The organism is Aeromonas ichthyocola (assembly GCF_046087985.1).
Taxonomy (GTDB): Bacteria; Pseudomonadota; Gammaproteobacteria; order Enterobacterales; family Aeromonadaceae; genus Aeromonas; species Aeromonas rivipollensis.
Genome location: NZ_JBJSWH010000002.1, coordinates 125,595 through 147,066 on the forward strand (window position 1 = coordinate 125,595; position 21,472 = coordinate 147,066).

The window sequence follows — 21,472 nt, forward strand, 5'->3', positions numbered from 1 at the left end:
GGCTCGACCCTTAACCGCGAAATAACTCAAAAAAAACGGCCATAGCGGGATTCCCGCTTAGCGGGATCGGGTCCCCGCATCCACCTCGGTCACATCGTCGAAGCTGCACAGCCGGTTGGTGCGCGAGCGCAGCTCGCCCGGGGTCTGGGGGCCCCGCAGCAAGAGCTCGCAGATAATGCCGAGCTCCTGGGCGCTGAACTTCAGTTCACCAAACTCGGTGTTGCAGAAACGGTGCTGATAGCGGGGCACCCGGGCATTGAAGCCGGCGGTGTTGACCACCAGACGGCGGCGGATCAGCTCGTCGATGACGGCGCGGATATCCAGCTCGGCGAGCTCGAGCACGGGTTCGCGATTGCTCTTCTGGTTGCAGGCATTGACCAGTGCATTGAGAGAGAGAGGGTACTGATCCGGCGTGCAGATCTCTTTCTCTATCAGGCAGCCGATCACGCGAGCCTCTAATGGGCCTAGTACTATCTCCATTTCATACTCCCTTGCCAAACAAGACGTTAAGACGGTTATCTTAGCCAAGGCGCTCTCGCCGTCCAGCACAGAACCGCATTTTTGCGAGCCGATGAAACCCTTGATGAAACATCGTACAATCCGGCCGCAACCAGGGGCTAGCCCCTGGCATCATACCGCCAGGCAGCCCCCTAGACGGACTTGTCGACCCGGGTATCCGTTCCCGTGGTCAGGATGCGCACCTTGTCCCCCTTGTTGAACGTGAGCGCGGGCTCCTGATCCTGCACGACGCTGAGCAGTTTTCCCGCCTCGGTCTTGATCAGCAGCTCGACCGTCTGCTTGCCCTGCACGCTCTGCTGGTTGCCCTGACGGCGACGGGAAGCCTCGGCCCCCGCCACTGCCCCCACAGTGGTGGCGACAGTCTGGCCCGAGCCACCACCAAATTGGCTGCCGACTGCCGCCCCCAGGGCCGCGGCCCCTATGGTGCGAAGTGGCCGGGTTCCGCCCTGCTGGGGCGCCGCCTCCTGGGTCAAAATGCGGCTCTCTTGCACCGTGCCGTATTCCACCTGGGCGCTGGTGCCTGCGAGGGCCGGTGTGCCCATCAGAATGAGCAGGCTGGTAACCATGAATGCAATCTTCTTCACTATGTCGACTCCGATGACGACTGAGACCCGATGGCGCCGGCACCGCACCTGCGCGGCCCCGCCATCCCCATTCGGGAGACTACACCGCCGATCCTGACTGTGAGCTTGCCTGAGGTGGAAATGATCACGGCCGCAAGGCGGCCGTGATGGGAGAAGGGAAAGCGGTGCCCGGCCCGCTCATGAGGAGGGCTTGGGCTCCAGGGTAGCGGCGACCGACTTGGCCGCCGAGGCGGTGAGCAAGGGCTCACCCGGATAGAGCATCAGCGCCTGGGTGCGCAGGCGGTCGGCCTCCTCGGTCCGCCCCAGCGCATTGAGGGCAATCACCATGTTGGCGTAGATGTTGGCCCTGGGGGTATGACGCACGAACGCCTGCCCCCAGTCGAGATAGGCTTCCAGCTCTGACTTGTTGTTGGCCTGCAAGCCCACCATCAGGCGCACCGCGTTGACGTCGAACTCCACCCGGGTCAGCCAGGCCATGGGGTTGACGATGTCGAGCAGCAACGCAGGCTGCTTGTAGCCGCCGCGCTCATACTTGGTCACCACCCAGGCGGTATGCAGAGCCGTCAGCATGAAGGGGACGACGATCAGGGGAATGCCAATGGCCAGGAAACGCAGCAAGAGCCAGGGGCGGTAGACATACTCCCGCCAGTTGGCGTGGCCAGCCGTTCCCCCCTCCTCCACTTCCGCATCCAGCACATGGATGAGCAGCAGCAGCGCCCACCACAGGGCGATGGCGTGGTAGAAGGGATACTCGGTCTGGGTGTGCAGCAGTATGGGGATCACCAGCGCCAGCAAGGCTGCCCCCTTCACCCAGCCAGCCCTACCCAGTCGCCACAGCAGAGCCCCGCCCATCAGCGCCATGCCGAGCATGGGGGCGAGCCCCCCTTCCACCGCCCAGTAGAGAAACTCGTTGTGGGGGTGATCCAGGTTGTACTCGATCTGCACCATGGCGGGATTGAGCGCCTTGTCCGCCATGTAATGCTGGAGGAACACGGACTCGAAACTGCCATAGCCCCAGCCGCTCCAGGACGCCTCGGCGATAAGCTTGGCGGCATAAGGCCAGTAGATGGATCTCATGCCGCCGGACTGATATATCTCCAGCCCCCGCCTGACCCCCGCCATCCAGTACTGGGATGCCAGCCCGAGCGCTATGCCCAGCCCAACCAGCCCCAACACCCGCCCCAGTTGCCGCTCGCGATGCAACTGCGGCAGCAGCAGGATCAGGGCCAAGGCTCCGCCCAGCTGGCCCACCCTGGACTGCAGCACCACCAGCAGCAAGGCGGTCGCCAGGATCACGCCATGACGCAGCCCCTTGAGCCAGGGGTTGGCGTGCCCTCGCATCTGAAGCCAGATCGCCAAAGCAAACCCGGTTGCCATAAAGGTCGCCATCACGTTGGGTTGCTGGAAAATGCCATAGGGGCGATTGGTCCTGGTGTCATAGCCTATCCAGTTGCCCGGCACCAGCAGGTAGTACTGCACCAGGCCGAGCAACGCCTCTATGGCCACCGCCCCCAGCAGCAGGTAGAGCAAGCGAGCCCGCATCTGACGGTCCAGTCGCCATTGATAGAGACAAGCGAGAAACAGCAGACCGGCAAAGAGCCCCAACAGGCGGGGGATGGCATAGTCCTTGAGCTCGAAGCCCGGATATGCCATGGGCAACAGCAGCAGCAAGGCCCCCAGCCACAGGACCGTCAGCAGCGGCGAAACCACCAGCCGCTGGCTGAGGGTGACCTGCCACAGTCCCAGCGCCATCACCAGGCTCGCGAAGATCCAGCCCCAGGCGTTGAAAGGCAGATAGAGCCCGGCCCCGCCCGGGTTGTGCATGAAAAAGTGCATGCCCAGTAGCCAATAGAGGATGCTGAGCATGCCGAAGATCCCTGTTGTTGTCCTCATCGTCCCTGATCCCTGCAGTGTCATTTCCATGTGTCGTCACCAAGCAACCAATACGTAAAAGGGGGCAATCGCCCACTTGTTCACTTCCTTGCCATCATGCCGACTCTGGCCTGCGAAACATATGACGCACCAGCACTATGCCCACTCCCAGCATGCCGCCGAGCAAGGTAGCCAATACCACGACCAAGGGACGCTTGGGCTTGTCACGGCTCTGGGGCTCATCGGGTGCATCCAGATAAGAAAATGGACGGAAGCTTATCCCTTCCAGAGAGATGCGCTTCAAATGCGCTATCTGTGCCTGCAACTTCTGCAATTCGGGCTGATAGAGCGCCAGATCGAGTGACTTCAGCAAGGCCAGTTTCTCTTCCAGCGCCTTGGAACCCTGCACGATGGAGAAACGCTCCTGGCTGCTGGTCCTTTCCAGTGGCGTACTCACACCAGCCGCCTTGGCCACACTGCTAGCCAATGTTATCTCGAAGATTTCCTGCTGCAGCGCACGCTTGGCCTCTTCCTGCATCACGGTATAGCGCGTGTTCATCTCTTCCAGTTGCAGATCACGCTGTGCTCCTAGTCGCTCGATCAACTTCTGCTGTTGCAAATTGACGATGTAGCCGACATATCCTTCCAACATCGCCAACGACGCTTCAGCGGCTGGAGCCGCAAAGGTAATTGCAATCCCTGGCTCTTCGCCCTTCTTATCTACAGGTTTAGCCGTCACCAGATTGGCCCAGTCACGCAGCCAACGTCTCTGAGCCTTGGCATCCAAAGCTGATTCCTTTATCTGCGCAGCAAATAGCGGGCTGGCTTTCAGATAATCCCGACGATTTTCATAGGCGTTGAACTCTTGTACAAATTCCTGATAGAGTTTTTTTTCATCTGGAAACCCTGTGAGCCCTAGTGCAGAGGCTTGTACCGATATCTTTTTCATCGGTAGCAAATCTTCCGGCTTGGGCTCCGCGATCACTGCCTTGGCGGACCACTGCTGGGGAGCTGTCAGCGCATAACTTACACCAACAGCGGCAAATAACACCGCAATAAGCAGAATAAGCACTTTCTCACGCCACAGCACCAGGATCAGCTCGCGCAGATCGATCTCGTCACCGGAAGAGGCTTGCCAGCCCTGTGGTAAATGAGCTTCAGATTTGGGGGTTATCTCTTTGTTGGTCATAACAACTGTCATTTCCTAATCAGTTTGGAGAGTTAATAAAAGGGGCCTGACGATCCTTGTCAGACAGGACCAAGGGTATATTTTCCATAAGCGGCCAGGCAAAAGCCTGTGTGGGAGAGCCCCAATTTAGTTAGGCTCACTGGCAGTTTTTGGCTTAATTTTGGCGAGAATACGCCAGATATTGTTAAGCAACTGATAATAGAGAACAAACACCAGAGAAAATAACAACAAGCTGACCCACTCCGGCACTGAGCCATATTCGAGTGCAATGCCCACAACAGCCAGCAGGGCCGCAGTACCGCAAATCACCACCAAGGCTTGATGGGATGAAAGTCCAGCCCGCAGGCAGATATGATGCAGATGCTCGCGATCCGGCCTGAATGGCGAGACGCCTTTACGAATACGCCTAACCATGATGCAGGTCATATCCATCAGCGGAATGCCGATGAGCCACAATGCAGTGACCGGGTTCATCTGTGCCTTTGGCCCTTGGGTTCCCTGCAACAATACCCAAATCACGGTAAAGCCGATCAACATGCTGCCTGCATCCCCCATAAAAACCTTACGTCGAGTTCCAAAAGGGAAACCTAAATTCAGAACAACATAGGGGATTACAACGATCATCATTAACAAACAAAAACGAGCCAATAATAACTGTTCATCAACATAATTAAGGTAAGCTAATCCTCCAAAAGTGACCAGAGTGAGCCCACCTAGCAAGCCATCGATACCATCTACCATATTAAAGGCATTGATTGCGCCAAGAACAGCAAAAACAGTCACAATATAACCAAGAGGTCCTAATACAATTTCGTGACCAAAGGCCAGCCCCCCCAAACTCTTGAGAGAAAGACCTGCACCAAATATCATTGCACAAGAAATTAATATCTGCACGACTAAGCGAATGCGATAGTCAACATCATATTTATCGTCTATTGCTCCCATGATAACCAAGACGGAGGCACACAAAACATAGATATCTGAACTAGTTAATAAATCAGGTTTAAACCATAACGCCAACATCAAGGTCAGATAGATCGCGATTCCGCCCACCAACGGGATCACCCCTTGATGCTGCTTGCGCCCATTAGGGCGATCAACGAGATTGATTTTTTTTGCCAGCTTGCGAAGTAAAAACAAAAACAAGAAGGCTGTAATAAAAAAATAGATATATTCCATTTTTTTCATCCTAACAGCACATGCATACAATGTACTGAATAAAATTCCAAGGCATCTTCTATCAGGTCTGATTAATCGCTACCGAACAGATCGCGGGTATAGATCTTATCCGCTACATCGGCCAGTTCCGGATCCATACGATTGGTCAGGATCACATCACAACTCTCTTTAAATTGTGCCAAATCGGTAATGACTTTGGAGCGGAAAAACTCGGGTTCGCTCAAGGTGGGCTCATAAATGACCACTTCAATCCCTTTCGCCTTGATCCGCTTCATGACCCCTTGAATAGCAGAAGCTCGGAAGTTATCGGACCCCGCCTTCATCACCAGTCGATATACACCCACTCGTTTTGGATTCTTGCAGATCACCGAGTCGGCAACAAAATCTTTACGCGTGGTATTGGAATCAACAATCGCCCGGATCAGGTTATTCGGTACCTTGTTGTAGTTGGCCAATAGCTGTTTGGTATCTTTAGGCAAGCAGTAACCACCATAGCCAAATGACGGATTATTGTAGTGGCTACCAATACGGGGATCGAGACCGATACCATCTATAACCTGGCGACTATCAAGACCATGCAGCTGAGCATAGGTATCGAGCTCATTAAAAAACGCAACTCGCATGGCTAGATAGGTATTGGCAAACAGCTTGATAGCCTCGGCCTCGGTGCTGTTGGTAAACAGCACGGGCACATCTTTCTTGATCGCCCCTTCCAATAGCAAATTGGCGAACACTTGAGCCCGCTCGGAACGTTCACCCACCACAATACGAGACGGGTGCAGGTTGTCGTAAAGGGCGCGCCCTTCACGCAAAAACTCCGGTGAAAAAATAAGATTGTCACACCCCAACTCTTCACGCAGCCGAGCGGTAAAGCCGACCGGAATGGTCGATTTGATCACCATCACCGCATTGGGATTAATCGCCATCACATCCTTCACCACAGACTCCACCGTGCTGGTATTGAAGTAGTTGGTTTCGGGATCGTAATCAGTTGGCGTCGCAATGATAACGAAATCAGCCCCTTGATAAGCCTCTTCTTTATTAAGGGTGGCTCGCAGATTCAGATCATGGCTGGCCAGATAGCTTTCAATCTCTTTATCGACGATGGGGGAGCGGCGCTGATTGATCAGTTCAACCTTGCAGGCAATCACATCGACAGCCACCACCTCGTGGTGTTGTGCCAGCAATATTGCATTGGAAAGACCCACATATCCCGTACCACAAATAGCAATTTTCACAACTAACCTCGCTTACTGCTGAACTTTATAATAATTTTTATACCAATCAACAAATGCCTGAACACCCTGTTCAACTGACATGGCGGGTCGATAGCCCGTGGTTTTGAACAGATCTTCGGTATCGGCCCAGGTTGCGTATACATCACCCGCTTGCATCGGCATCATATTTTTGATTGCCTCGATACCAAGCGCCTTTTCAAGGGCATCAATAAAGCTCATCAATTTGACTGGGCTGCCGTTACCGATATTGAAGATACGATAAGGGGCGCTGCTGTCAGCGGGCGAGCCGTTCTCTGACTGCCAGCCAGGATTAGCCACCGGAACTACATCAGCAATGTGCAAAATCCCCTCAACGATATCGTCGATATAGGTAAAATCACGGCTCAGTTGGCCATTGTTATACACATCGATTGGCTGGCCAGCTAGCATGGCTTTGGTGAACTTGAACAGCGCCATGTCAGGTCGCCCCCAGGGGCCATAGACTGTAAAAAAGCGCAAGCCGGTGGTCGGTATACTATAAAGATGAGAATAGGTATGTGCCATCAACTCATTGGCTTTTTTCGACGCCGCATACAGGGAAACTGGGTGGTCAACAGCATCAGCAGTAGAAAACGGCATTTTAGCGTTCATGCCATACACTGAGCTAGAAGATGCATACACCAGATGTTTAACACCAGTGTCACGACACCCTTCAAGGATAGAAAGATGCCCGATGAGATTACTATCGACGTAAGAAAATGGACTCTCTATTGAATAGCGGACACCAGCTTGAGCAGCTAGATGAATAACTCGATCAAATTTTTCTTCAGCAAATAACTTGGCGATCAACTCACGATCACTTAAATCCAACTTGTGAAAGGAAAAATTTACCTCATCACTTAGTTTATCTAAACGTGCCAATTTCAATGACACATCATAATAGTCATTTATATTATCTATACCGACGACCTTATGCCCTTGCTCGCAAAGCCTTTTACTTACAGCGCCCCCTATAAATCCAGCAGCACCGGTTACAAGATATTTATACAATTAACACTCCTTAATGATCTTGGTTGTGACTAACAAATCACCACCTCTAATTAATATACAAAATACTGAAAGTGTATAGAAGTATGGTATGGCTGTCGTCCCTAAGGAAAGAGATGAAAATAAAAAAGGAAAACAAATTACAAAAAAGTATCGTCCCAGCTTAGCTAAAAAAATAAAATTTGAAATAATGAAAAACAACAACCCAAAAACTCCAGTTTCAATCATAAGGGATACAATGATGTTATGAGCCCCCATACCTATTTCCATCTCAGCGTTTCCTAAACCAACGCCAAGAAGGAGCGTTAGTAAATCAGCATTACTCAGATATTCATTAGTAAGATGAAGGATATGAAACTTACTACTAAAACTAATATCATTTGAAAAATAATCACTTACTAAATACCCCCCTAAAAAAACAAATATAGGAAAAAAAAAACAAAAAATATAAAAAGCTCTCTCTTTGTTACAAAGGAAATTCATCAATAAAGCTAATATAATACCTAAATATGCAGAGCGAGAAAACGTCAGGAATGTAGAAAAAACTAGTGTAAGAAAAACAATTTTAAAAAAAAACGCATCTTTACGAGACATTTCTATATTATTAAAAACATACAGAAGCACAGAAAAAAACATAACGCATTGGATTCCAACAAAATTAGAATCCGCATACATAAATGAGTTAACCTTATATATTTGGAATCCAACACCAATTTCTTCAAGCTTATCTATATGAGTTAGATCAGGATTGAGGAATCTCCAAATTCCATCTAGCCCGAATAATAAAGAATACATACCAAGCATAAATAAAAAATGATATAACTTTATAGTTCTATTCCTGAAAAGTACAACCACTATCAGAACGGATGATATAGATATAAAATAATTTATTGATAAAGATAACGGAGAATATGTAGCCAAAACAAAACCGAAAAAGCAAAAAACAAAAACAATAAATATTGAGAGTGGGAAATGCTTATTCTTATTATAGGAAAAAATCAAAAGAGCATATAAAAAAGTTATAAAATAAGCAACATACACTGGGCTAACAAATGTTACTTGGGTTAAATAAAACCCACATAAATAAAACCATAACAGCCCAAAAAAACCAACTCCATTATATTTCATGCGGCTATCATGAGTGATTTTTTCTTTGAGACGTACCATTCTTTAAAACCTCATAAACGTCTACAGTTTTCGAACTAATAATATCAAAACTATTTTTTTCAATAACACTATCTCTTCCCTTAGCGTTATCAGATAAATGTTTCAACAAAGAAAAATCATTCCGCTTCTCTACATTAAAACCTGTGACGCCATCATCAATTAACTCTTCAGTAAGACCATTCATATCAGAAAGAATAGGATAAACTGAATATGCCATAGCTTCTAGCACAACATTAGGCATTCCTTCACTTCGAGAAAGGTGTATGAGAAAGCGAGCTCTACGAAGTATGTCCAATGTCTTTTCATGCGATATTTCACCAAGGAATATCACATTGTCGTCCTGATGGTTTTTACATTCATCAAAATACTCTGGAGAAAAACCGTCCAATCTAGGCGAGCTAGGACCAATTATAAATAGCTTATAACCCAATCCTCTGAGATTTTTATTAAAGAAAAAAATCCCTTCAAGAACTGATTTTCTGGGGATAATTGCAGAAACAATAACAGCCAAGTTTATTTTCTCATCAACATTAACTATTGATGGAATATTAACGCCATTTGGAATTGTCACCATTCGCTCAGGCAATAAGAAATTTTTATGTTCTTTCCGGATCTGATGTGTCAATGTATTATTCATATCAATAAAACGAGTCAAAAATTTTTTTATGATACCAAATCGTCCAGAAAAAAGGGAGGTAAAGTCATCAGAGCCATAAAGAGTCGTCTTCCAGTAAACTTGAATGCCCATTAATTTGCATACAATAAGCATTAAGAAGTCAGCCCCATGGAAATGAATAATTTCCGGCCTATATAGAATTATAACTTTCAACAAACTATATATTTTGGATATAGAATGAGGCTTTGAGGAATACACAATAAAATCACTTTTGTCCCCGTCATCATGCTCACACACCTTGCTCTTAAAGGTAAAAAAACGCTGCTCAATATCAGGGTGTGCAGCAGAAATACCTTTTGCAATATTTTTGGCTTGGCGACTAGCCCCACTGAACCCATAATAATTATGCACAAGATGGAGAATTTTCATTTATATATTCCAAAACAGCCAAACAGAATTCATTTTCAAGATTGCTTTTCGTAATTATTACCTCCCATTCACCTGAGTCATCTCGAGCATAATATAAGCCCGACTCACTTAAAGTAACTGGACCCACATGTGTAAATTGGAACTCGATAAGGTAGGCTACATTATTAACAACACAGACATCCAAAGAGTATATGTGCGATCTGAAACTCCCTCTAAACTCATCAGCTTTGTTTAAAACAATAAGTAATTCTTTATCGTCTAAAGTCAAATCTCTTGCATGAATCCCACTCCCACTAGCTCTGAAATCATTTTTAGCTACAAAACGTTTCAAGACATAAAATTTCTTTCCAAAAATAAGAACTTTGTAATCATACTTCAGGTTTGGGATGAATTCCTGCAAAACAAACCTTTTTCTACCAAAAGAGATATATTCTTCCCAATGGCGATTATACTTTTTCGGGAAAAAATATTTCTTTATATTACGCTTCAGGTCCTGAATGGTATAAGTATTCACATCATTTAAAATTTCAGTAAGTTGTCCCACATCATGAACTATAGAGACTCCAGTTGAAGATGCTCCGTTAGCTGGTTTAAAAACACATGGGAATGAGATATCATCATCAATTTCACTAATATCAGAATAATATTTTGAAGGGATTAGACTCAAATTATATTTTTTGTCTAAAATACACTGAAACCCTTTATTGTCATGAGCCATGAAAGCCTCAAAACTAGGTACTAATACATTATTCTCCTGCAATAAAAAAACAACATCCTCAATGTATTTTTTATGTTCAACGCGTTGAGAGCTAGTATATATAATAATATTTTCAGTGATGCCATTTATATTTTCACATAAGTAATTAAAATCAACAATATCAACACTAAAACCAGCATCACTGAAAAAATCAGCTATTACCCTAACATCCATACTACTCCACGGCATCTTGTTTTGTGCAAAAAAACCTGTCGAGGTAGTAACGATCAATATATTACGCATTTCTTTTCCCTGTATAAATAGCATAACTTATTATATATAGGTTAAACACCATACCAACAATAGAATAAATGTATATAAAACATATGAAATCAAAACTAAAAAAACAACTAAACAATAAAACAGCTACACGTGAAATCAACAATAAAAGGTCATACCAAAATAGAACCAAAAATCTTGTAGCTACAGTCAAATATGAGACGGCGATTATATTAGCAAAAGCTATCATTAACCATAATGATAGACCGGATGCTATGTCCCCAGAAACTTCCCAAGACGGCCCCGCATAAAAATAAAAGAATTTTGTTGAGAATAAATTTATTAAAAAAACTCCCAACACACCTAACCCTAGGAGAAATGAAGACCCTAAAGTTAGGATTCTTTCTGTAGTTCTAGGATTATCTTTATACTTATTTAGTTCACCAAGGACATATGGCCTTATCGCATTAGTAAAAAAAGTAATTGGCAGCTGAGTAAGTCTGACGGCAAGGCTGTAATAACCCAATGCCGTCATTCCAAATAGCATGGGAATAACCAATACGGGTAACTGAGATGATACTGAATTAGCGAGAGACTGCGCTGAACTAAGAACTGCGGTTCTAAAATCAAAAAAATTAGGGCTTGTTATAATCTTATAATCATATTTAGAATAATAAAAATACATTATCGCTAGCAATGATAATAACTGGGAAATCAACAACCCAACGACTAACCCAAAAGCCCCAAAGGAAGCCAGTGCGTATTGTGAGAATATCAATGAAAAGGACCTAATGAGATTACCCTTAACTATAAAATCATAATCTCCTTTTATACTGGCCAGAGATGCATATAACTGATACAAAGAAAATGAAAATACCAATGGAGCTAGAAATAGATATGATATATTCATTGATACAGAGAGAAATAACAATATAGATACAATGAACACTAAAAATGAAATAATACATGAGATATATAAACCATTAGTGTAGCATCTAGCATGATCGTTATGTTTTACAAAGCTATATATCAACTGGTCATAGCGGCCAGAACCAACAACACCTAAAACCATGACAATAGAGGTAACTATAGCTAAAACTGCAAATTCTTGAGGCTCATAGACTCGAGTAAGAAATGGCGTACCAATAATAACTATTATTTGGGAAAATGCATTCCCTCCAACTATCTTCAGTATCTTATTTAATTTTTCTTTTAACATCACTCACTACTTTTTTTATTAAGAAGCGTATAGCGCTTTTTACATGCCAAATGAAATGAATTGAAAATAATCTTCTATTTGCATGCTGAGCCAAATGTACTGCCTTTAATGAGGGAAAGTACATTAGCCCATGGCCAGCACATTGAGCTTTGTAACAGAGATCAATATCCTCACAATACATGAAATATTTAATATCAAACCCTTCTATTTTTTTGTAAAGAGATGCTCTAATTGCCAAGAATGAGCCCGCAGCCCAATCTACCAAACAATCCTCATTAATTTTAGACTTATCTAGTATAGTCTTATTACCAAATCCAAGATAACTAGATATAAAGGTAAGAAAATTAGGGAATTTTCTTACCGAATTATCATACGCTACCATATTATAATCTCTATATAGATTTATTGTAGCTAAATCTATATCATTAGCATCCATCTTCGTGGCAACAGATAGTATGGTCCTCCATTCAATATCCACATCAGGATTAAGAACAATGAAAATATCATTCTCTCCCATCCCCAAGTAGTTTACACAATAGCTAAATACAATATTATTATTCTCCCCAAAACCCATCACTACTGATGGATTAATATATATAATTCCATGTTCAGAACAATACTCCTGAATATCTTCATTAACATTAGATCTAACTACAACATTGCAATATAATGCTAATCTCTTCAGTACCCCCATGTTTTTAATCATGTTGGCATGGTTGTGAGAGATAACACTTATAAATATTTTTTTCAATTCACACCTTTCAAACTGTATACGTCAAAATATTTCTTTGCCATTATATCTGTTGTGTAAAATTGTAGGCATCTTGAGTAAGCATTATTAGAATATGTATCGGAATGCTCAACTGCATTGAAAATTGCAGTAACGAGTGAGCTAATATCCTCAAGATTGAAGTAAGATACTTCATTTTCAGAAAACATAGATTTAAAGACATCAATATTTGAACATACTACTGCTTTTTTGACACTGACTGCTTCTACCATTGCTAAACCAAAGCCCTCGGAGCGGCTTGGCATCATGTATATGTCAAATAAATCTATATATTTTTTCGCATTTTCCCTAAACCCTATAATTAAAAACCTATCACTCACTCCCAATGACTCAGCAAGTTCGCTCAGCTCATTTTTAATTGGTCCATCACCAACCACAACAAAGCAAAAATCCTTTAATATAGGTAATGCACGGATGATTTGATCTAAACCTTTTCTATGATTAAACAAACATACTGAACCTAATATTTTCTTTCCCTTTGAAAAATCATAAATTAGTTTTCTATCCTCTTTAGGAATACATACAGGGACTTTTGATATCGCTACACCATTATTTATGACATGTAGTTTATGATTTAACAAACCCAGGTTAAGATAGTAATTTCTTGCTACATCAGTCAGAACAACCAATCTATCAAAACGCTTCCATATATTCATCCAAGTAGGAGAAATAAGAGATGAAATAAACTTACCATGAGTAAAGAACACATCTTCCTTAACCATATTATGAATGGTGGTTATTTTTTTTCCTCTATAAAAAGGAAGAACTGCGGTTATAAAATCAGGTCGTAGCATATGGCTATGGATTACATCAAATTTATATAACGATAAAATATTTTGCCATGTTAGTTTCTTGGTAATACATGGAAACACGAAACCAGATGACTCCTTTATATAGAAGACAGTAAAATCAATTTCACTAGAAAGTGATGATACCAAATCAAACGCGACCTTTACGGGGCCCACATTTTTCAATGAAGGAAGTACTATAGCTACCTTCATTCTTCACCTCTATACTTTCTAAGTGCCCTTTTAAACATAAGTCGCCTATATATATCTTGGATAGTATATGGACTAATCAATGACAAAAAGAAATATACATACTTTTTATAGCTATTTCGTCTCTCGAATCCAGCACTCAAAAATTTTGATGATAGAAGATGAATGCGATTCATTAAATATGTAACTTTCAACTCATCCACTTCATTTAAGTCCATATGGTTACTATTATTTATAGCACCTAGCTTATATAATGAATATAAGTAATTAAATGCTTTTCTTTGTTTCAATGAAGCGACTGATAGTGTATTCCCCTGCCTTAATCGAATAAATGCACCGTAAAAAGGAATGTTTGCAACTTTCAACCCCTTCGCAATACAGCGGAGAAGAAAATCATAGTCTTCTGCTGGGTTGGTATTGCGATAGCCTCCCAAAGAATCATATACAGACTTTCTTGCCATCCATATATGCAATACAGGGGATGTCCATTGAAGCATACTTGTGATGGCTGCATGGTCACATGGATACTTGCATTCAGCAATAATATCTCCGTTCACATTTATATTTTTTACCCAGCAACCGACTAATGCATGGTCTCGATTTTTTTCTAAAAAATCATATTGTTTTATGAGCCGTTCTGGAGACATAAGGTCATCACCATCAACTCTAGCTATATATTCACCAGTACATACTGCTAGCCCTTTATTTAAGGCTCCTGATATACCCAAATTCCTTTCATTCTTTATAAATTTAATTCTTGAGTCAATTGACCTATATCGATCAACCACACTAACTGTATTATCAGTAGATGCATCATCGATTATAACCAGTTCAAAATCGATTGAACTTTGACTTAAAATACTATCCAATGTTTCTGAAATATACTCTTCAACATTAAACACAGGCATCAACACACTAACACTTACCATATAATATCCGAAAAATTTGATTCCATTATCAGTAAAGCTCACAAAGGGATAGAGTATCTGCATTTCTATCCTTTATAGACAAGGAGATTAAGACATCAATGGATGGCCAATCTATTGCCATATTCACATCATCCCATCTGATCGAGCCTTCATATTCTGGTTTATAATAATTTGTTGTTTTATATAAAAACTCTGCCGTTTCACTCAGCGTTAAAAATCCATGAGCAAACCCTTCCGGGATCCATAACTGTCTCTTATTTTCCCCTGAAAGGTGTACCCCTACCCATTGTCCGAAGGTCGGTGAACTTTTGCGGATATCAACTGCCACATCAAATACTTCGCCAGCTACACATCGCACCAGTTTCCCCTGAGCATGGGGTGGCAACTGGTAGTGTAATCCACGTAGCACGCCTTTCGACGACTTTGAGTGATTGTCCTGTACAAAGGTAACAGGATATCCTACAGCCTCTTCAAACTGCTTATGATTAAAGCTTTCAAAGAAAAAACCACGCTCATCACCAAATACCTTGGGCTCCAAGATAAGCACATCAGGAATTGCTGTCTTGATTACATTCATCTGTCTATCCATATTTAATTTGATCTTTATTGTGGAAGCATATTCCCTCCCCCAATTTCACATCAGTCTTTCGAGACCATCTTCAACAGATATTGCCCATAGGCATTTTTTGCCAATGGCGAAGCCAGCTCACGTACCTGGTCGGCAGTAATAAATTTCTGGCGATAGGCGATCTCTTCCGGGCACGCCACCTTCAACCCCTGACGGGTTTCGATAGTTTGAATAAAGTTGCTCGCTTCAATCATGCTTTCATGGGTACCGGTATCAAGCCAGGCATAACCACGGCCCATCATGGCTACCGACAAGTTCCCTTGCTCAAGGTAGATTCGATTTACATCGGTAATTTCCAGCTCACCACGGGGCGATGGCTTCAGACTCTTGGCAATCTCAACCACGCTGTTGTCATAGAAATAGAGACCGGTGACCGCATAATTGCTCTTGGGTTCCAGCGGTTTCTCTTCCAGAGAAATAGCGGTTCCCTGCTTATCAAATTCCACTACCCCGTAACGTTCAGGGTCGTGTACGTGGTAGGCAAAGACAGTAGCACCTATCTCTTTGGCGGCGGCAGCTTCCAGTTGCTTCTGCAGGTCGTGGCCATAGAAGATGTTATCGCCCAGCACCAGCGCACAGGGGTCTGAACCTATGAACTCCTCACCCAGAATAAAGGCTTGTGCCAACCCGTCCGGGCTTGGCTGCACCTTGTATTGCAAATTCAGGCCCCACTGGCTGCCATCACCCAGCAATTGCTCAAAGCGAGGAGTATCTTGCGGCGTACTGATGATCAAAATATCGCGAATACCGGCCAGCATCAGGGTGCTCAGTGGATAGTAGATCATCGGCTTGTCATAAATGGGCAGTAACTGCTTGCTCACTGCCATGGTCACCGGATAGAGACGGGTGCCAGAGCCACCGGCCAGAATAATGCCTTTACGTTTGGTCATGATGCTTGTTTCTTATTTTTAAATTGCAAAAGAAAAGAGTGGTTTGATGGCTCACATTTACGTTTAGCCCTTGCCACTGATTTACTTGCCCAGGATCTCGGTCAACATCCGCTCCACACCAACGGTCCAATCTGGCAATACCAGATCAAAGGTGCGCTGGAATTTGCTGGTATCTAGGCGTGAGTTACGTGGGCGCTTGGCCGGGGTAGGGAAGGCGCCGGTGGATACGGCATTGACTTGCGTGACCGCCAGTTCAACCCCGGCAGCCCTCGCTTTGGCAAACACCAGCTGGGCATAGTCAAACCAGGTCGTGGTGCCGGAAGCGATCAGATGGTAGAGACCTGCAACCTCAGGCCTACTTTGCGCAGTGCGGATCGCGTGAGCGGTGCAGTCGGCCAGTAGTTCGGCCCCGGTCGGAGCGCCAAACTGATCATTGATAACCGACATTTCACTTCGCTCCTTGCCAAAACGCAGCATAGTCTTGGCGAAGTTGGCGCCACGGGCGGCATACACCCAACTGGTGCGGAAGATAAGATGGCGAGCACAAAGCGCTGCAGCCTGTTCCCCAGCCAACTTGGTCTCCCCATAGACGTTGAGCGGTGCAGTCTGATCGATCTCGACCCAGGGGCGTTCGCCACTGCCATCGAATACGTAATCGGTGGAGTAGTGAACCAGCCAGGCACCCAGCGCCTCGGCTTCTTTGGCAATCGCAGCCACACTGGTGGCGTTGAGCAGTTCGGCAAACTCCCGCTCGCTCTCGGCCTTGTCGACTGCGGTGTGGGCCGCTGCATTGACAATCACATCCGGCTTGAGCAGGTGTACCGTGTCGGCCACGCCGGCCGGGTTGCTAAAATCACCGCAATAGTCGGTGGAATCGAAGTCAACTGCGGTGATGCGCCCCAGTGGCGCCAGGGCACGCTGTAGCTCCCAACCTACCTGGCCATTTTTACCAAACAGCAGGATATGCATCAGGCACGCTCTCCGTAGTTCTGCTCGATCCAGGATTGATAGGCCCCGCTCTTCACGTTGTTGACCCACTGTTGATTTTCCAGGTACCACAGCACGGTTTTGCGGATACCGGATTCGAAGGTCTCTTGCGGCTGCCAATCCAGCTCGGCGCTCATCTTGCTGGCGTCGATGGCATAACGACGGTCGTGGCCGGGGCGATCGGTCACATAGGTGATTTGATCGCGATAGGAGCCGGCTTTCGGCACCATCTCATCGAGCAAATCGCAGATGGTATGCACCACCTCCAGGTTCTGCTTCTCGTTGTGACCGCCGATGTTGTAGGTCTCACCCATCACGCCAGTGGTGACCACGGCATAGAGCGCGCGGGCATGATCTTCCACATAGAGCCAGTCACGGATCTGGTCGCCCTTGCCATACACCGGCAGCGGCTTGCCATCCAGCGCGTTGAGGATCACCAGCGGGATCAGCTTCTCGGGGAAGTGATAGGGGCCATAGTTGTTGGAGCAGTTGGTGACTATGGTTGGCAGGCCGTAAGTACGGCGCCAGGCGCGCACCAGATGGTCGCTGGAGGCCTTTGAAGCAGAATAGGGGCTGCTGGGGGCATAAGGAGTGGTTTCGGTGAACAGTGGCAGCGCTGTGCCGGCAGCGACTTCATCTGGATGAGGCAGGTCGCCATACACCTCGTCGGTAGAGATATGGTGGAAGCGGAATGTTGCCTTGCGACTCGTATCCAGCGTATTCCAATAGGCGCGTGCCGCTTCCAGCAACATATAGGTACCGACAATATTGGTCTCGATAAAGGCCGCAGGACCGGTGATAGAGCGATCAACGTGGCTCTCGGCGGCCAGATGCATCACGGCGTCTGGTTGGTGGGTGGCAAAAACTCGATCCAGTTCGGCGCTGTTGCAGATATCCACCTGTTCAAAGGCATAGCGCTCACTGTTTGCCACACTCGCCAAGGATTCCAAGTTGCCCGCATAGGTCAGCTTGTCGAGGTTGACGACAGAATTTTGGGTGTCACAAATGATGTGGCGAACCACTGCCGAACCGATAAAACCGGCACCACCGGTTACAAGGATCTTCATTGAAAGGTTCCCGATTGCAATCTAATGAAAAGGAAGATTTTCGGTTAGGGTCTGCAGTTGCGTATCACTCTGGTTTTTTCTTCGTAGAGCAGAATGATTGCACTGAGACCACGAATGCTTGAATTCCAGACCAGGCTCCTCGTTTAGGCATGTATATTTATCTGCCTATGCTAAGAAATGGCCCTCAAGGCGAGAGGATTAACCGTGATAAACCAGAGGAAGATTGAAATGCATAAATGATGACGCTACCGCCCCTGAGTTACAGCTCCCAACATGCTGCTTTTAACCTGATTGTGCGTGCTGTTGGCCATAATATCCTCCAGCTTGTTGTTTTGATTGATGTTTAACAATGTTGTTGCATTACATTGCACACCCAGGCAGTCCGCAGCCTGCATTGCTCACATCTTGGGCAATCTATGCCCCAAACCCGATTTTGAGCCAGATTCTATCTCGTTTGACGCAGGGATGAATAGTCAAAACCGCAGAAAACCTCTCGTACGGTAGGGATTCAAAACCCCCCCCCATTCAGCCTTCCGGCCTTTCACGCTCAACATTCCTCTCTGCACCACGCTCGGAGCTATCCCCAATCATCCGAGCCAAACAATAAAACTGAATCCGTTCAATTGATTACAACAGTATACCGACTTCGGCCTAACGACCGGAATGACTGGTACCAAGTCGTGATGACAAACACAGCACAACTCATATCCATCCCCATCAGTGCGATCAGAACAGTCGCAAGTAGTCACCAATGGAACCCCAACAGTCCTCATCTGATTCGACAGCATGACTCACAATAAAGCACGAAAGGCATGGCTGCCGATGCAAGGACGGGTAGAGGAGACAAAGGCTGACATGATTCAGTCCCGATACAGGGGGGTTATGTAGGATCCTCGTTGACTCTCCCCCTTAGACACCCTCTAATTGACAGCCTGGACCCTTATCATCATGCATCTTATGAAAATCCTACTGGTCGAAGACGACAAGCTGCTCAATCATCACCTCACCACGCTGTTGACCGAGGCCCAGAATCAAGTTCACAGCACCGACAGTGCCCAGGTGGCGCTGCACTATGCGGCCGACTACCCCATCGACGTGGGCATCATCGATCTGGGCCTGCCGGACATGGACGGCCTGCAGCTCATCAGCCGGCTGCGCGAACAGCAGATCCCCTTCCCCATCATAGTCCTGACGGCCCGGGGCAACTGGCAAGACAAGGTGGAGGGTCTGGAGGCCGGCGCCGACGACTATCTGGTCAAGCCCTTCCAGAAAGACGAGCTGCTGGCCCGCCTCAATGCCCTGGTTCGCCGCAGCGCCGGTTTCATCTCCCCCCGGGTGAAGGCGGGTGACTACGAGCTGGATCTCTCCCGCAAGGAGCTCACCGTCGCCGGCGAAGTCACTGTGCTCACCAGTTTCGAGTATCTGATCCTGGAATACCTGATGCGCAACGCACGCCAGGTGGTTTCCAAGCAACAGCTGCTGGATCAGCTCTATGGTGATGGCGAAGGGGATCCGAACACCATAGAGGTGATGGTGAGCCGACTGCGCAAGAAGCTGGATCCGGAAGGGGTCATATCACCCATCTCCACCATCCGCCGTCAGGGTTACATCTTCAACCTCTCCTGCAGCTGATGCCCCGTTTCATGCTGCACCCCATGCAACTGATCCGCCGCTCGCTGCACCTCAAGCTGATGCTGAGCGCCATGCTGGTCATCGCGCTCATCATGACCTTCTCCGTCTATATCCTCTATCTTGGTCACGCCGAGGAGCAGGCGCAGAAGGCCAGCATCCGCATGCAGGAGAATCTCTCCAAGCTCTTCTCCTCCAAGCAGCCCGATCCCCATGCCATCACGGATCTCGGCAACATCACCCCGGATGCCATCGACCCCAATCTCGACACCCTGATCTGCCGCTCCGATGGTGAGCTGAGCTGGTCCAGCCTGCACATGCCCGAGGTGATCACCATGAAGGGGACCATCTGCCGGGATCTGATGAAATACCTTGGCGGCCTGGATCAGGACTATTTCTTCAAGCTGCACACCATCAAGAACGGTGAGAGCTACTTCATCTACAGCCTGCGCTTCCTGCGCAACCATGGCGACGGCCCCACCACCTACTACGTGGTCATGGTCGATTCCGCCAAGCGTTACCAGGCCCAGACCCGGGAGTATCTCTACCGCTGCATTCGTCAGGCGCTGCTCTCTTATTGCCTGCTCGGGGCCCTGCTGCTGCTCACCAGCTTCTGGAGTCTCTCCTCCCTGCGCACCATGGCGCGGCAGATTGACGAGATCCGCGCAGGCTCCCGGGAGTCGCTCTCCAACGACTACGAGCGGGAGCTGACACCGCTGACCGAGTCGGTCAACCAGTTGCTGGAGAACGAACGCCAGCAGACCCAGCGTTATCAGCACGCCCTGAACGATCTGGCCCACAGCCTGAAAACCCGGCTGGCACTCATCCAGATCACCGCCCAGGAGCTCAAGCTCGGCCACGATATCCATGACAACATCAGTGAGCAGATCACCACCATGGATCAGATCATCCAGTACCAGCTGCGCCGTGCCGTCACCGGACGAAAACGCCTTGCCAGCAAGGGTACCGAGCCTGTGCCCCTCATCGAGAAGCTGCTGGCCAGCCTCACCAAGGTCTACCGCCACAAGAAGCTGCAAACCGTCTTCCAGTTTGATGACGACGTCTTCTTTCACGGTGAACAGGGCGACCTAATGGAGTTGATGGGCAACCTGCTCGACAACGCCTGCAAGTTCGCCATCAGCGAGATCCAGGTGCGGGTCAGCCGCCAGGGCAGCGGCCTGCTCATCGTGGTGGAAGACGACGGTCCCGGCATAGACCCCGGCAAATCGCAGCAGATCTTCCAGCGCGGCGTGCGGGCAGACAGCTCCCCGGGCCAGGGGATAGGGCTAGCGGTGGTGACCGAAATCGTGCACAGCTATGGCGGCAAGATCCGGGTGGACGAGTCACCACTCGGCGGTGCCAGGTTCCATATCACCCTCCCCTGACACCCCAGGCCCCAGATATGGGGCCGAATACCAGAGGTGATTTCCAGACCCATTTGGTCTCAAAAAATACATATTTATCATCTGGCTGCATTAGAAACTTAACCAAGGTTGTGGCATAACTTAACACCATTAACTAACGCACGGATGCGATAGCC

At 46.9% G+C, this 21,472-nt stretch carries 19 protein-coding genes and 1 pseudogene; 2 read left to right on the plus strand and 18 right to left on the minus strand.

What is annotated here, in order from left to right; all coding sequences use genetic code 11:
* Positions 1 to 75: 75 nt before the first annotated feature.
* From ACF2JD_RS05370 to rfbB, 18 genes and pseudogenes are all read right to left on the minus strand, one after another.
* Positions 76 to 480: pseudogene (locus ACF2JD_RS05370) on the minus strand (YceH family protein); the annotation flags it as partial.
* Positions 481 to 650: 170 nt separating this feature from the next.
* Positions 651 to 1,103, minus strand: coding sequence for a glycine zipper 2TM domain-containing protein (locus ACF2JD_RS05375; protein ID WP_216366572.1), 453 nt, complete (start codon positions 1,101 to 1,103; stop codon positions 651 to 653).
* Between the two features lie 177 nt (positions 1,104 to 1,280).
* A complete protein-coding gene (locus ACF2JD_RS05380; RefSeq protein WP_440986926.1) occupies positions 1,281 to 2,996 on the minus strand; it encodes a Wzy polymerase domain-containing protein in 1,716 nt (571 codons plus the stop codon).
* Between the two features lie 94 nt (positions 2,997 to 3,090).
* Positions 3,091 to 4,164 carry an LPS O-antigen chain length determinant protein WzzB gene (locus ACF2JD_RS05385; protein WP_440986927.1) on the minus strand — a complete coding sequence of 358 codons (1,074 nt, stop codon included), beginning with the start codon at positions 4,162 to 4,164 and terminating at the stop codon, positions 3,091 to 3,093.
* 126 nt (positions 4,165 to 4,290) lie between these two features.
* On the minus strand, positions 4,291 to 5,343 hold the full coding sequence (wecA, locus tag ACF2JD_RS05390) for a UDP-N-acetylglucosamine--undecaprenyl-phosphate N-acetylglucosaminephosphotransferase (RefSeq protein ID WP_440986928.1): 1,053 nt from the start codon (positions 5,341 to 5,343) through the stop codon (positions 4,291 to 4,293).
* A 71-nt stretch (positions 5,344 to 5,414) separates the two neighbouring features.
* Positions 5,415 to 6,581 (minus strand): nucleotide sugar dehydrogenase, encoded by a 1,167-nt coding sequence (locus tag ACF2JD_RS05395; RefSeq protein ID WP_440986929.1) that lies wholly within the window; start codon positions 6,579 to 6,581, stop codon positions 5,415 to 5,417.
* A gap of 12 nt (positions 6,582 to 6,593) precedes the next feature.
* Positions 6,594 to 7,610: an NAD-dependent epimerase gene (locus ACF2JD_RS05400; RefSeq protein ID WP_440986930.1), complete on the minus strand. Its 1,017-nt coding sequence runs from the start codon at positions 7,608 to 7,610 to the stop codon at positions 6,594 to 6,596.
* Positions 7,611 to 8,774 carry a hypothetical protein gene (locus ACF2JD_RS05405; protein ID WP_440986931.1) on the minus strand — a complete coding sequence of 388 codons (1,164 nt, stop codon included), beginning with the start codon at positions 8,772 to 8,774 and terminating at the stop codon, positions 7,611 to 7,613.
* On the minus strand, positions 8,743 to 9,819 hold the full coding sequence (locus ACF2JD_RS05410; protein ID WP_440986932.1) for a glycosyltransferase: 1,077 nt from the start codon (positions 9,817 to 9,819) through the stop codon (positions 8,743 to 8,745). The genes ACF2JD_RS05405 and ACF2JD_RS05410 overlap by 32 nt, the downstream gene beginning before the upstream one ends.
* On the minus strand, positions 9,794 to 10,819 hold the full coding sequence (locus ACF2JD_RS05415) for an ATP-grasp domain-containing protein (RefSeq protein ID WP_440986933.1): 1,026 nt from the start codon (positions 10,817 to 10,819) through the stop codon (positions 9,794 to 9,796). The genes ACF2JD_RS05410 and ACF2JD_RS05415 overlap by 26 nt, the downstream gene beginning before the upstream one ends.
* The gene (locus tag ACF2JD_RS05420; RefSeq protein ID WP_440986934.1) at positions 10,812 to 12,014 is read right to left on the minus strand and encodes an oligosaccharide flippase family protein; all 1,203 of its coding nucleotides are present in this window, start codon (positions 12,012 to 12,014) and stop codon (positions 10,812 to 10,814) included. Before ACF2JD_RS05420 ends, ACF2JD_RS05415 begins: the two co-directional genes overlap by 8 nt.
* Positions 11,992 to 12,765, minus strand: coding sequence for a glycosyltransferase family 2 protein (locus ACF2JD_RS05425; protein WP_440986935.1), 774 nt, complete (start codon positions 12,763 to 12,765; stop codon positions 11,992 to 11,994). Before ACF2JD_RS05425 ends, ACF2JD_RS05420 begins: the two co-directional genes overlap by 23 nt.
* Complete coding sequence (locus ACF2JD_RS05430) at positions 12,762 to 13,805, minus strand: glycosyltransferase (protein WP_440986936.1); 1,044 nt, start codon at positions 13,803 to 13,805, stop codon at positions 12,762 to 12,764. Before ACF2JD_RS05430 ends, ACF2JD_RS05425 begins: the two co-directional genes overlap by 4 nt.
* Positions 13,802 to 14,794, minus strand: a complete 993-nt coding sequence (locus tag ACF2JD_RS05435) for a glycosyltransferase (protein ID WP_440986937.1) — start codon at positions 14,792 to 14,794, stop codon at positions 13,802 to 13,804. The genes ACF2JD_RS05430 and ACF2JD_RS05435 overlap by 4 nt, the downstream gene beginning before the upstream one ends.
* Positions 14,760 to 15,308 (minus strand): dTDP-4-dehydrorhamnose 3,5-epimerase, encoded by a 549-nt coding sequence (gene rfbC, locus ACF2JD_RS05440; protein ID WP_440986938.1) that lies wholly within the window; start codon positions 15,306 to 15,308, stop codon positions 14,760 to 14,762. Before rfbC ends, ACF2JD_RS05435 begins: the two co-directional genes overlap by 35 nt.
* Positions 15,309 to 15,370: 62 nt before the next feature.
* Positions 15,371 to 16,249 (minus strand): glucose-1-phosphate thymidylyltransferase RfbA, encoded by an 879-nt coding sequence (gene rfbA, locus ACF2JD_RS05445; protein WP_440986939.1) that lies wholly within the window; start codon positions 16,247 to 16,249, stop codon positions 15,371 to 15,373.
* Between the two features lie 81 nt (positions 16,250 to 16,330).
* Complete coding sequence (gene rfbD / locus ACF2JD_RS05450; protein ID WP_440986940.1) at positions 16,331 to 17,218, minus strand: dTDP-4-dehydrorhamnose reductase; 888 nt, start codon at positions 17,216 to 17,218, stop codon at positions 16,331 to 16,333.
* Positions 17,218 to 18,303: a dTDP-glucose 4,6-dehydratase gene (rfbB, locus tag ACF2JD_RS05455; RefSeq protein WP_440986941.1), complete on the minus strand. Its 1,086-nt coding sequence runs from the start codon at positions 18,301 to 18,303 to the stop codon at positions 17,218 to 17,220. The genes rfbD and rfbB overlap by 1 nt, the downstream gene beginning before the upstream one ends.
* Positions 18,304 to 19,260: 957 nt before the next feature.
* Here rfbB and ACF2JD_RS05460 point away from each other — a divergent pair.
* A complete protein-coding gene (locus tag ACF2JD_RS05460) occupies positions 19,261 to 19,935 on the plus strand; it encodes a response regulator (protein ID WP_042649691.1) in 675 nt (224 codons plus the stop codon).
* Complete coding sequence (locus ACF2JD_RS05465) at positions 19,935 to 21,317, plus strand: ATP-binding protein (protein ID WP_440986942.1); 1,383 nt, start codon at positions 19,935 to 19,937, stop codon at positions 21,315 to 21,317. Before ACF2JD_RS05460 ends, ACF2JD_RS05465 begins: the two co-directional genes overlap by 1 nt.
* Positions 21,318 to 21,472: the final 155 nt, after the last annotated feature.